Source organism: Variovorax sp. S12S4, from assembly GCF_023195515.1.
In the GTDB taxonomy this organism is placed as follows: Bacteria; Pseudomonadota; Gammaproteobacteria; order Burkholderiales; family Burkholderiaceae_C; genus Variovorax.
The window spans coordinates 1,420,567-1,432,696 of sequence record NZ_JALPKR020000002.1 but is presented as its reverse complement, the minus strand read 5'-3'; the positions used below and the strand labels follow the sequence as shown (position 1 = coordinate 1,432,696).

Genomic DNA, 12,130 nt, shown 5'->3' with positions numbered 1-12,130 from the left:
AAACCACGTGGCACGCTACCTCGGCCCCAAGGCCAAACTTTCCCGCCGCGAAGGCACCGACCTGTTCCTGAAGAGCGCCCGCCGCTCGATTCAAGACAAGGCCAAGTTCGACTCCAAGCCCGGCCAGCACGGCCGCACTTCGGGTCAGCGCACGTCTGACTACGGCCTGCAACTGCGTGAAAAGCAGAAGGTCAAGCGCATGTACGGCGTGCTCGAGAAGCAGTTCCGCCGTTACTTCGAAGAAGCCGATCGTCGCCGTGGCAACACCGGCGCCAACCTGCTGTTCATCCTCGAGTCGCGCCTGGACAACGTGGTCTACCGCATGGGCTTCGGTTCGACGCGCGCCGAAGCGCGCCAGCTCGTGTCGCACAAGGCGATCACGGTGAACGGCCAGTCGGTCAACATCCCGTCGTACCTGGTGAAGACCGGCGACGTGATCGCCGTGCGCGACAAGTCGAAGAAGCAGACCCGCATTGCCGAAGCGCTCCAGCTCGCCCAACAAGTCGGTATTCCGGCCTGGGTCGAAGTGAACGCCGACAAGGCCGAAGGTACCTTCAAGAAGGTGCCCGATCGCGACGAATTCGCAGCCGACATCAACGAATCGCTGATCGTCGAACTGTACTCGCGCTAAACAGACGATAACGGGCCGCTCTTCGCGGCCCGAATTTGATTTTTTTGTTCCCATCGGGAGGCACTTCCGATGGGTGCTTCACCAGCCTTACCGGTGTAACGAGCCGGGGGTATTGAGAGGAAGTCTGCATGCAAACCACCCTGCTGAAACCCAAGACCATTCAGGTCGAGCAACTTGCCGCCAACAAGGCCAAGGTCACGCTCGAGCCTTTCGAGCGCGGCTACGGCCACACGCTCGGCAACGCGCTGCGTCGCGTTCTGCTGTCGTCGATGGTCGGTTATTCGGCCACTGAAGTCACGATCGCCGGCGTTCTGCATGAGTACTCGTCGATCGACGGCGTGCAGGAAGATGTCGTCAACATCCTGCTGAATCTCAAGGGCGTGGTGTTCAAGCTCCACAACCGCGATGAAGTCACGTTGAGCCTGCGCAAGGACGGCGAAGGCCCGGTCCTGGCATCCGACATCCAGACCCCGCACGACGTCGAGATCATCAACCCCGACCACGTGATCGCGCACCTGTCGCAAGGCGGCAAGCTCGACATGCAGATCAAGGTTGAAAAGGGTCGCGGCTACGTGCCCGGCACGATGCGCCGCTACGCCGACGAGCCGACCAAGTCGATTGGCCGTATCGTTCTGGACGCCTCGTTCTCGCCCGTCAAGCGCGTGAGCTACACCGTCGAAAGCGCTCGTGTCGAACAGCGTACCGACCTGGACAAACTGCTGGTCGAGATCGAAACCAACGGTGCGATCACCGCTGAAGACGCCGTGCGCGCCTCGGCTAAAATCCTGGTCGAGCAACTGGCCGTGTTTGCACAGCTCGAAGGCGGCGAACTGGCTGCATTCGATGCGCCGGCACCGCGCAGCGCTCAGCAATTCGATCCGATCCTGCTGCGCCCTGTCGACGAGCTCGAACTCACCGTGCGTTCGGCCAACTGCCTGAAGGCCGAAAACATCTACTACATCGGCGACCTGATCCAGCGCACCGAGAACGAGCTGCTCAAGACCCCGAATCTGGGTCGCAAGTCGCTCAACGAAATCAAGGAAGTGCTTGCCTCGCGCGGCCTGACCTTGGGTATGAAGCTTGAAAGCTGGCCGCCGGCCGGTCTCGACAAGCGTTGATTTTTGAATTGAGCCCATGAGGGCTCGTGCCCGGGCAGTACCTGATACGGCTGCCTGTTTAATAAAGTAAAGGAAAAGCACCATGCGTCACGGACACGGACTCCGCAAACTCAACCGCACCAGCTCGCACCGCCTTGCGATGCTGCAGAACATGATGAATTCGCTCATCGAGCACGAAGTCATCAAGACCACGGTCCCCAAGGCCAAGGAACTGCGCCGCGTCATCGAACCGATGATCACGCTCGCCAAGAAGCCCACGCTTGCCAACAAGCGCCTGGCTTTCGACCGCCTGCGCAGCCGCGACAGCGTCGTCAAGCTCTTCGGCGAACTCGGCCCGCGCTTCGCAGCGCGTCCGGGCGGCTACACCCGCATCCTGAAGATGGGTTTCCGCGTTGGCGACAATGCACCCATGGCTCTGGTCGAACTGGTCGACCGTCCTGAAATTAAAGAAGAAGCCGCCGAGCAAGGCGCTGCTGAATAAGGTATAATTCCATCTTGCCGCGCGATGGAGCAGCCTGGTAGCTCGTTGGGCTCATAACCCAAAGGTCGCAAGTTCAAATCTTGCTCGCGCAACCAATTTAAAAGGCCCTTTGAAATTCAAAGGGCCTTTTTTCTTTGGTCGATGAATCCAAATAAAAAGCTCTCTTCGCGAGGGCTTTTTATTGCTCTGCCGGTCAGTCGGGAATGACCGCCGTCACCTCGATCTCGACCTTGGCACGGTGCTCGACCAGCGCCGCCACCTGCACGCAGGTCATGGCCGGAAAGTTGCGCCCCATCGCTTCGCGGTACACGGGCCCGAGTTCGGCCAGCCGCCGGCTGTATTCGTCGCGGTCCGTCACGTACCAGGTCATGCGTACCATGTGCTCTGGGCCGGCGCCCGCTTCGCGCAGCACCTCGGCGATGTTGCGCAGCGCCAGGCCGCATTGGTCGATGAAGTCGTCCGACTCGAACTGCTGCTGCGCATTCCAGCCGATCTGTCCGCCAACGAACACCATGGTGCCGCGTGCGGCCACGCCATTCGCATAGCCCTTGGGAGGTAGCCAGCCCGGTGGCTGCAAGAGTTTGTTCATCATGTTGTGCTGTTGAGTTGTCTCAGTTTGAATCGCTGGAGCTTGCCGGTCTCGGTGCGCGGAAGCACCGTCACAAACTCGATCTCCCGCGGGTATTTGAAGGGCGCGATGCTGGCCTTCACGTGGTCCTGCAGCGCCTTGACCAGTGCGTCGTCGCCTTCATGGCCGGGCTTCAGCACGCAGAAGGCTTTCACGATCATGCCGCGGTCCGGATCGGGCTTGCCGATGACGCCGCACTCGGCCACCGCCGGATGCTTGAGCAGCGCATCTTCCACCTCCGGGCCGCCTACGTTGTAGCCGGCCGTGATGATCATGTCGTCGGCGCGCGCCTGGTAGAAGAAGTAGCCGTCGTCGTCCTGCACGAACGAATCGCCGGGGTAGTTCCAGCCGTTCTTCACATAGTCGGCCTGCCGCGGATCGTCCAGATAGCGGCAGCCCACCGGGCCCTGCAGCGCCAGCTTGCCGACCGTGCCGCGTGGGACTTCGTTGCCTTGGTCGTCCACCACCTTTGCCGTGAAACCCGGTACCACCTTGCCGACCGCACCCCGGCGCACCTGGTCGCCCGCTGCGGAAATGTAGATGTGGAACACCTCGGTGCCGCCGATGCCGTCGAGCATCTCGATGCCGGTGGCTTCCTTCCAGAGCTGCCGCGTCGCGTCGGGCAGCGCCTCGCCCGCGCTTACGCAGATGCGCAGGCTCGGCGCGCCGTGCTGGCGAACGAAGGGCGCCATCTGTCGGTAGAACGTGGGCGCGGTGTAGCAGATGGTCGCACCGACCTCGTTGATGAGCTTCACGAGCCCTTCGGGCGTGAACGGCGCATCGGCAAAGTACACCGAGGCGCCGGCCCACATCGGAAACACCAGCAGCCCGCCAAGTCCGAAGGTAAAGGCCAGCGGCGGCGAGCCGATCACGATGTCGTCGCTTCGTGCCTGCAGCACGTGGCGCGGCCACGTTTCGCACATCGCGAGCACGTCGCGGTGCGTGGTGACCGGTGCCTTGGGCTTGCCGGTGGTGCCCGATGTGAATGCAAGCAATGCGATGTCGTCCGACGCCGTCGGGCACGCCGTGAACACACCGCTTTTGGCCGCCGCACGTGCCGACAGCGAATCGGGCGCATCGGGCTTGTTGAAGGCAATCACCGATGCGAGCACCGGATGCTCCCGCTGCGCAATCGAGAGTTCGTCGAGCAGCCGGCCGTCGCACAGCGCCGCCACCGGTTGCGCCTTCTCGATGATGTCGCCCAGTTCCTTGGCGCGCAGCAGCGGCATGGTGGCCACTGCAATCAGGCCGGCCTTGACCACTGCGAGCCACGCCAGCGCCATGGCCACCGAATTGCCGCCGCGCAGCAGCACACGGTTCCCCGGCACGAGCGCCAGATCTTCGGTGAGCACCTGCGCGATACGGTTGACCTCGACAGCCGCCTGCGAGTAGGTCAACATGCCGGTCGGCGAACGCAGCATCGGCTTGTCGCCGAACCCCTTGGCGGGCGCCTTGTCCAGAAGCTCTTCGACCAGGTTCAGCTGATCGGGCAGCTGCAACTCCGGAAGGTCGTAGCGAAAGACCGGCAACTGCTCGGCGGGCGGCAGGCGGTCGTGAACGAAGCGGTCGACTTGGGCAGACACGGTATTTATCCCCGCAGAACGGATTTGCCAATGATCAGTTGTTGAACCTCCGTCGCGCCTTCATAGATGCGCAGCGAGCGGATGTCGCGGTAGAGGCTTTCAATCTTCGTGCCAACCTTGACGCCAAGGCCGCCGTGCATCTGCAGTGCCATGTCGATCACGCGGCTCGCGTTCTCGGTGGCGCACATCTTGGCCATGGCTGCCGCAGCGGACACATCGCCCACTGCGGCTACACCGCGCTGCTCGGCGTCGTCGCGCATCCACGCGGCGCGATAGGTGAGCAATGCGGCGCTGTCGATCAATGCAGCCATCTCACCCAGCTTGGCCTGCGTGAGCTGGAAGTCGGCGAGCGTCTGCCCGAACATGCGGCGGCTCTTCGCATGCGTGACGGCCTCGGCGAGTGCTCGGCGTCCCATGCCCAGCGCGGCGGCTGCCACCGAGGCGCGAAAGATGTCGAGCGTGCGCATTGCCAGCTTGAAGCCGCCGTTGAGCTCACCCAGCTGCGCCGTGCGCGGCACAACGCAGTTGTCGAAGCGCAGCGTAGCCAACGGATGCGGTGCCATCACGTCAATGTGCTCGGACGTGTCGAGCCCGGGTGTCTTCGCATCGACGATGAACACCGTGATGCCGCGCGTACCGCCCGTTGGGTCCGTCTTTGCGAACACGCAATAGAAGTCGGCGATGCCGCCATTGCTGATCCAGGTCTTCGTGCCGTTCAGCCGCCAGCCCTCGGCGGTGGGCTCGGCGCGCATCGCCATCGCGGCCACGTCCGAACCCGCATCGGGTTCGCTCAACGCAAAGGCCGCGATCTTCTCGCCCTTGCCTACGGCCGTGAGGTACTGCGACTGCTGCTCCGGAGTACCCGCAAGCGTGATCGCACCGCTGCCCAACCCCTGCATTGCAAAAGCGAAGTCGGCCAGCGGCGAGTGGTAGCCCAGTGTTTCGCGCAGCAGCACGAGCGCGCGCGAATCGAGACGCTCGAGCGTGCCACCCGCGCTGCCGGGCACGGCGTAGCGTAGCCAGCCACCATCGCCAAGGCGCCTTACCCACTCGCGGCAGGCTGCGCGGTCGTCGCGCTCATCGATCTCTTGCGCTGCGCACCAGGGCAGCAGGTCGCGCGCGAGCGAGCGATGGGCTTCGTCGAAGAAGGGCAGCGCGAGATGCGCCGTCGAAGGTGGAGCGGGAATCTTCGTCATCATGGCGTCAGTCCCCGCCGAACACCGGCTTGCGCTTGGCGGCGAAGGCTTCGTAGGCGCGCTTGAAGTCTTCGGTCTGCATGCAGATGGCCTGCGCCTGCGCTTCGGCTTCGATGGCCTGGTCGATGGTCATCGACCATTCCTGCGAAAGCATCGTCTTGGTCATGCCGTGCGCGAAGCTAGGGCCTTCGGCCAGTTCGCGTGCCACCTTGGTGGCAGCTTCGAGCAGTGCATCGCTTTCGTGCAGCGCGTTGAAGAAGCCCCAGGCATGGCCTTCCTGCGCCGTCATTGCGCGGCCGGTGAAGAGCAACTCCGATGCACGGCCCTGGCCAATGACGCGCGGCAGCAGTGCGCAGGCACCCATGTCCGCGCCGGCAAGGCCTACGCGTGTGAAAAGAAAGGCAGTGCGGGTGGCGGGCGAGCCGTATCGCAGGTCGCAGGCCAGCGCAATCATTGCGCCGGCGCCGGCGCACACGCCGTCGATCGCGCCGATGATCGGCTGCGGGCACGCGCGAATCGCCTTGACGAGGTCGCCCGTCATGCGCGTGAACTCCAGCAGCTCGGGCATGCGCATGCCGGTGAGCGGGCCGATGATCTCGTGCACGTCGCCGCCCGAGCAGAAGTTGCCGCCCGCGCCGGTAATGACGATGGCCTTCACGTCGGTGGCGTAGTTCAGCGCGCGAAACAGGTCGCGCAGCTCGGCGTACGAGTCGAATGTGAGCGGGTTCTTGCGCTCGGGCCGGTTCAGCGTGACGGTGCCGACGCCGGCTTCATAGCTCCACGCGAAGTGCTTGGCCTCGTAAGGCGCCTTGGCCTCGAACTGCGCGCGCATGGGATTGCCCGCTCCGATGTAGTGCTTCATTCGGCCTCCGCCATCTGGCTGTGTGAGTGTTGCTTGACCTTGCCGAGCAGCTTGTGAAGCTGCGCGATCTCCTTGGCGCTGAGTCCCGCGAAGGCATCGACGATCCAGTCTTCGTGCTGCTGCGCCATTTCATTGAAGAGCTTGCGGCCGCGGGCGGTAAGACGCACGCGCCAGGCGCGCCGGTCGCCCTCGACGTCGACGCGCTCCACCAGCCCTTCGGTCACCAGCTGGTCGGTGATGCCGGTCACGTTGCCGCCCGTCACCATCATGCGGCGCGAGAGCTCGTTCATCTTCAGGCCGTCGGGCGCGCGCTCGAGCTGCGACATCAAATCGAAGCGCGGCAGTGTGGTCGAGAACTGCGAGCGCAGTTCGTTGCGCACCTGCTTCTCGATCAGCTGCGTGCAGGTGAGGAGCCGCAGCCAGAGGCGCAAGGCCTCGGGGTGTTCGCTGTGGGCGCGCGCTTCGAGGTCCATGTCAGTGCGTCTCCTCGTTGTTCTGCGCGGCCATTGCGGCATTGGCCGCCGCGGCCATCTGCTGCTGCTTGGCGATCTCGCGGTACATCTGGTCGCGGCCGCTCAGGTACTGCTTCGGCCAATCGACATCGCGGCTCTGCAGCTTCGCGGCTTCGTGCAGCGTCCAGGCGGGGTCGGCAAGGTGCGGGCGCGCGATGGCGCAGAGGTCGGCACGTCCGGCCGCAATGATGCTGTTGGCCTGGTCCGCATCGGTGATGGCGCCCACTGCAATGGTCGAGATGCCGACCTCGTTGCGGATGCGGTCCGAGAACGGCGTCTGGTACATGCGGCCATACACGGGCTTTGCGGCGCGCGTGGTCTGGCCGGAAGACACGTCGATGAAATCGGCGCCGGCTTCCTTGAAGAGCCGGGCGACGATGACCGCATCCGCGTCGGTGTTGCCGCCCGGCGCCCAGTCGTGCGCGGAGATACGCACGCTCATCGGCTTGTCTTCAGGCCAGGCAGCGCGCATCGCGCGGAACACTTCGAGCGGGTAGCGGCAGCGCGCTTCGATGCCTCCGCCGTACTCATCGGTGCGCAGGTTGGTCAGCGGGCTGATGAAGGCTGACAGCAGGTAGCCGTGCGCGCAGTGCAGCTCGAGCCAGTCGAAGCCGCATTCGGCCGCGCGACGGGTGGATTCGACGAACCGTTCGCGCATGTCGTCCATCTGCTCGCGCGTCATGGCGGCCGGCAACTGGTTCTGCTCGCCATAGGCCACCGCGCTGGCGGACAGCAGCGGCCAGTTGCCGCTCTCCAGGGGCTCGTCGGTGCCTTCCCAGCCCACGCGCGTCGAACCCTTCGCCCCGCTGTGGCCGAGCTGCATGGCGATCTTCGCGCTCGACTGCGTGTGCACGAAGTCGACGATGCGCTTGAACGCGGCCTGCTGCATGTCGTCGTAGAGGCCGGTGCAGCCGGGGGTGATGCGGCCTTCGGGCGTCGGGCTCGTCATTTCGACGAACACCATGGCGGCGCCGCCGAGCGCGCGCGCGCCCAGGTGCACCAGCAAGAAATCTTGCGGCACACCGTCGACCGCGCTGTAGGTGGCCATCGGCGACACCAGGATGCGGTTCTTCAACGTGAGGCCGCGCACGGTAAGCGGCATCAGCATGGGCGCCACCGGCTTGCCGCCCGCAAGCCAGCGCTCGTAGCCGCCGAGCCATTCGGTGTCGCGCACGCGCAGGTTCTCGTGGCTGATGCGCTGCGAGCGCGTGAGCAATGAATAGGCAAACTGCTCGATCTGCATGCCGGTGTAGCGCGGCACGTTTTCGAACCATTCCGTAGAGTTGCGCGCCGCGTTCTGGATCTTGAGCACCTCGACGCTGCGGCGTGCCTCGTAGCCTTCGAGCACGTGGTCGACAGTGCCGCCGCGCTCGAATTCATTCGCCAGGTCGATCGCGTCTTCGAGCGCGAGCTTGGTGCCCGAGCCGATCGAGAAATGCGCCGTGTGCGCCGCGTCGCCCATCAGCACCACGGGCACCGAGCGGTCCTGCACGTCGATGCGGTGCGTCCAACGTTCGCACACCACGCGCGGAAAGCGGATCCAGTTGGCCGAGCCGCGCAGGTGCGTGGCGTTGCTGATGAGCGGATGGCCGCCCAGGTACTTGGCGAACAGCTTCTCGCAGAAGGCGATGGCCTCGGGCTGCTCCATCTGGTCGAGGCCGTGGGCCTTCCACACCGCCTCGGGCGTTTCGACGATGAAGGTGGATGTCTTGTCGTCGAACTGGTAGGCGTGCGCCTGGAACCAGCCGTGCTCGGTCTGCTCGAAAGCAAAGGTAAATGCGTCGAAAGTCTGGTTCGTGCCCAGCCACACGAAGCGGCAGTTGCGCAGGTCGATGTCGGGCTTGAACACATCGGCATAGCGCTGGCGGATGCGGCTGTTGAGCCCGTCGCTGGCAATCACCAGGTCGGCGTTGTACTGGGCGGCAATCGCCTGGTCGTCCGTCGCGTCGGTTTCGAACACCAGCTTCACGCCCAGCGCCAGGCAGCGCTCCTGCAGGATGTTCAGCAACCGCTTGCGGCCGATGCCGCAGAAGCCATGCCCGCCCGAGCGCACCTGGCGGCCCTTGAAGAACACCTGGATGTCGTCCCAGTGATGGAACTCGTTGCCGATGAGCGCCGCGGTCTCGCCGTCCGCCGCCGCCAGGTTGGCCAGCGTCTGGTCGCTGAGCACAACGCCCCAGCCAAAGGTGTCGAACGGGCGGTTGCGCTCGACCACGGTGATGTCGAGCGCCGGGTTGCGCGCCTTCATCAGCAGCGCGAAATACAGCCCGGCGGGCCCGCCGCCGATGCACAGGATGCGTTGAAGGTCCATGGCGGGTGCGGCTGAAGCGCCGACGGTAAGGCTGTTCATGATTGAATAGTTTAAGCATAAACAATCTGCTGTCAACGGGACCACTACCACAGGGGGTACCTTGCAGGTTGCGATGTCATGCAAAAAACTGAAAAAATCAATACCATGGCCGCACCATGCAAAGCTTGATACCCAAGATCGAGTCGCAGCTTGCGTCGCTGCCCGTGCCCATCGCGCTGGAATTGCCTGATGGCCGAAGAGTTGCCAAGCCGGGGTCCCGTGTCACCCTGGCGTTCAGCGAGTGGTCGGCGCTGGCCAAGCTGGCCGCCCGCCAGGTGGGCGCCATTGGCGAGGCGTATGTAGAAGGCAAGGTCCAGATCGAAGGCGCAATGCGCGACCTGATCGACGCAACGGTCGGCATGCTGCCCGGCAACCCCGCCGAGACCAACACCACCTGGTGGACCCGCCTGGCCCGGCTCGCCAAGTCCCGCGGCTCGCACTCACTGAACAAGGATGCGGAGCAGATCCAGTTTCACTACGACGTTTCGGACGACTTCTACGCGCTGTGGCTCGACCCGCGCCGGGTTTACTCGTGCGCGTACTTCCGCACCCCCGACCTGACGCTTGCCCAGGCGCAGGAAGCCAAGCTCGACCACATCTGCCGCAAGCTGCTGCTGCAGCCCGGCGAGAGGTTCCTGGACATCGGCTCCGGCTGGGGCGGCCTGCTGATGTGGGCGGCCGAGCATTACGGCGTGGACGCCACCGGCATCACGCTGTCGAAGAACCAGCATGCGCATGTACAGCGGCTCATCGACGAAAAAGGCCTGCAGGGCCGGGTGCGCGTGGAGCTGCGCGACTACCGCGAGCTTTCCGCCGATGCGCCTTTCGACAAGATCGCGTCGGTCGGCATGTTCGAGCACGTGGGTGCGGCCAACATGCCGACCTATTTCCGCAAGATCCATTCGCTGCTGAAGCCCGGCGGCCTGGTGTTGAACCACGGCATTACCTCGGGCCAGCTCGACTACCGGCAGCTGGGCGCGGGCATGGGCGATTTCATCGAGAAGTACATCTTCCCGGGCGGCGAGCTGCTGCATGTGACGCATGTGCTGCGCGAAACGGCTGCCGCGGGGCTGGAGATGGTCGACACAGAAAGCCTGCGCCCGCATTACGCGCGCACGCTCTGGGCCTGGTCGGACGCGCTCGAGGCGCAGCTCGGCACCGCACGCGAAGTGCTGGAGCGCACCGGCGGGCCCCAGAGCCGCAATGCCGAGCGCATCTTGCGGGCGTATCGCCTGTACCTGGCGGGCTCCGCCATGAGCTTCGAGCAGGGGTGGATCTCACTGCACCAGATGCTTTCCACCAAGCCGGACGGCAGGGTGGAGCACGGTGCGCTGCGCGGTTCGCAATCGGTGTACCCTTTTGCCCGTGACTACATCTACAAGTGAGTAAAAACAAACCATGCTGTATAAATTTCAGTCGCGGGCTACGCCTGACTTCGTGATGCTGGAGGTGCATGCGCGCCAGCTGCTCGACATCGTCGGCAAGCCGGCCGCGCCCCAGGGCATCATCACCGTCGAGCAGATTCCCGCCGCCATCGCGGCGCTCGAGTCGGCGCTGGCACGCGAGGCCAGCAACGCCCCCCACAACCACGACGACCACGTCGTCGAAGGCCACGGCGATGACGCCGAAAAGCAGCATGTGAGCCTGCACCAGCGCGCCGCGCCGCTGCTTCACATGCTGCGAGATTCGCTGGCCGAGAAAAAAGACGTCACTTGGGGCACCTGACCAGGCCGGGGGTTAGTCGACCTTTGCGCCGGAGTCCTTCACCACCTTGGCCCACTTCACATGCTCGCTGGCAATCAGCTTGGTGAAGTCGGCGGGTGAATTGCCGCTCGGAATGGCGCCTTGCGCCAGCATCTTTCCTTGATGGCGGGCGTGCCGAGCGACTTGGCCACTTCCTGCTGGATGCGGTTCACGATGTCGGGCGGCGTGCCGGCCGGTGCGAGCAAGCCGAACCAGGAACTCGCCTCGAAGCCCTTGAGCGCCGGGCCACCCGCTTCCTCGACCGTCGGAACATCGGGCAGCGCCGGGGAGCGCTGGGCGCTGGTCACGGCCAGGGCCGTGAGCTTGCCGCCCTTGATCTGCGCCATCGAGGAAGGCAGGTTGTCGAACATCAGGTCGGCATTGCCGCCCACCAGGTCCAGCAGCGCGGGGCCCGAGCCCTTGTACGGGATGTGCGCCATGTAGGTGCCGGTCATGCTCTTGAAGAGCTCGCCCGCCAGGTGGATGGACGTGCCGCTGCCGCTGGAAGCCATGTTGAGCTTGCCCGGGTTGGCCTTGGCGTACTTGATGAAATCCTGCACGTTGCGGATGTTCAGTGCCTTGGCCTTGTCGGCATTCATTTCCATCACGTTCGGCACGGCGGCCACCAGTGTGATCGGCACGAAATCCTTGATCGGGTCGAACGGCAGCTTGGGATAAAGCGCGCGGTTGATGCCGTGCGTGCCCACCGTGCCCATCAGCAGTGTGTAGCCGTCGTTCGGCGCGCGCGCGACAAGCTCGGCGCCCACGTTGCCGCCCGCGCCCGCGCGGTTGTCGACGATGAACTGCTGGCCGAAGGCCTTGGATAGTTCGGGCGCAACGGCACGCGCCAGGATGTCGGTAGTGCCGCCGGCAGCAAAGGGCACGACGATGCGCACCGGCTTGTTCGGCCAGGTGTTCTGGGCCCACGAAGGAGCAGCCGCAAGGGCGATCACCGCAGCGGAAGCGGCAAGCGCAACCCGGCGATTCGATTTGAAGGTTGAAGAAGTCATGCGCGCGTTTGTACAG

The 12,130-nt window shown here is 64.5% G+C and carries 11 protein-coding genes, 1 tRNA gene and 1 pseudogene; 6 read left to right on the top strand and 7 right to left on the bottom strand.

Annotated elements, in window-relative coordinates:
- The first annotated feature begins 7 nt into the window (after window positions 1–7).
- From rpsD to M0765_RS07340, 4 genes are all read left to right on the top strand, one after another.
- Window positions 8–631 carry a 30S ribosomal protein S4 gene (rpsD, locus tag M0765_RS07355; RefSeq protein WP_013544104.1) on the top strand — a complete coding sequence of 208 codons (624 nt, stop codon included), beginning with the start codon at window positions 8–10 and terminating at the stop codon, window positions 629–631.
- Window positions 632–759: 128 nt separating this feature from the next.
- Window positions 760–1,749 carry a DNA-directed RNA polymerase subunit alpha gene (locus M0765_RS07350; protein ID WP_009124827.1) on the top strand — a complete coding sequence of 330 codons (990 nt, stop codon included), beginning with the start codon at window positions 760–762 and terminating at the stop codon, window positions 1,747–1,749.
- Between the two features lie 82 nt (window positions 1,750–1,831).
- On the top strand, window positions 1,832–2,230 hold the full coding sequence (gene rplQ, locus M0765_RS07345) for a 50S ribosomal protein L17 (RefSeq protein ID WP_028258418.1): 399 nt from the start codon (window positions 1,832–1,834) through the stop codon (window positions 2,228–2,230).
- An 18-nt stretch (window positions 2,231–2,248) separates the two neighbouring features.
- Window positions 2,249–2,325: transfer RNA gene (locus M0765_RS07340), tRNA-Met, on the top strand.
- Window positions 2,326–2,423: 98 nt separating this feature from the next.
- On the opposite strand, the gene M0765_RS07335 is transcribed toward M0765_RS07340, so the two are convergent.
- The 6 genes from M0765_RS07335 to M0765_RS07310 are packed head-to-tail and all read right to left on the bottom strand — an operon-like array spanning window position 2,424 to window position 9,322.
- The gene (locus M0765_RS07335; RefSeq protein WP_126748520.1) at window positions 2,424–2,822 is read right to left on the bottom strand and encodes a RidA family protein; all 399 of its coding nucleotides are present in this window, start codon (window positions 2,820–2,822) and stop codon (window positions 2,424–2,426) included.
- Window positions 2,819–4,441, bottom strand: a complete 1,623-nt coding sequence (locus tag M0765_RS07330; RefSeq protein WP_258502843.1) for an AMP-binding protein — start codon at window positions 4,439–4,441, stop codon at window positions 2,819–2,821. The genes M0765_RS07335 and M0765_RS07330 overlap by 4 nt, the downstream gene beginning before the upstream one ends.
- 5 nt (window positions 4,442–4,446) lie before the next feature.
- Window positions 4,447–5,640, bottom strand: coding sequence for an acyl-CoA dehydrogenase family protein (locus M0765_RS07325; RefSeq protein WP_258502841.1), 1,194 nt, complete (start codon window positions 5,638–5,640; stop codon window positions 4,447–4,449).
- A gap of 4 nt (window positions 5,641–5,644) precedes the next feature.
- Window positions 5,645–6,499 (bottom strand): enoyl-CoA hydratase family protein, encoded by an 855-nt coding sequence (locus tag M0765_RS07320; RefSeq protein ID WP_258502839.1) that lies wholly within the window; start codon window positions 6,497–6,499, stop codon window positions 5,645–5,647.
- Window positions 6,496–6,972: a MarR family winged helix-turn-helix transcriptional regulator gene (locus M0765_RS07315; RefSeq protein WP_126748516.1), complete on the bottom strand. Its 477-nt coding sequence runs from the start codon at window positions 6,970–6,972 to the stop codon at window positions 6,496–6,498. Before M0765_RS07315 ends, M0765_RS07320 begins: the two co-directional genes overlap by 4 nt.
- A gap of 1 nt (window position 6,973) precedes the next feature.
- Complete coding sequence (locus M0765_RS07310; RefSeq protein WP_446751592.1) at window positions 6,974–9,322, bottom strand: bifunctional salicylyl-CoA 5-hydroxylase/oxidoreductase; 2,349 nt, start codon at window positions 9,320–9,322, stop codon at window positions 6,974–6,976.
- A gap of 155 nt (window positions 9,323–9,477) precedes the next feature.
- Between M0765_RS07310 and M0765_RS07305 the strand changes: the two genes are divergently transcribed.
- Together M0765_RS07305 and M0765_RS07300 are read left to right on the top strand one after the other, a co-directional pair.
- Window positions 9,478–10,746 carry an SAM-dependent methyltransferase gene (locus M0765_RS07305; protein WP_258502836.1) on the top strand — a complete coding sequence of 423 codons (1,269 nt, stop codon included), beginning with the start codon at window positions 9,478–9,480 and terminating at the stop codon, window positions 10,744–10,746.
- 13 nt (window positions 10,747–10,759) lie between these two features.
- Window positions 10,760–11,086: a DUF1840 domain-containing protein gene (locus M0765_RS07300; RefSeq protein WP_258502834.1), complete on the top strand. Its 327-nt coding sequence runs from the start codon at window positions 10,760–10,762 to the stop codon at window positions 11,084–11,086.
- Between the two features lie 12 nt (window positions 11,087–11,098).
- Here M0765_RS07300 and M0765_RS07295 read toward each other — a convergent pair.
- Window positions 11,099–12,114, bottom strand: a pseudogene (locus tag M0765_RS07295) (Bug family tripartite tricarboxylate transporter substrate binding protein).
- Window positions 12,115–12,130: the final 16 nt, after the last annotated feature.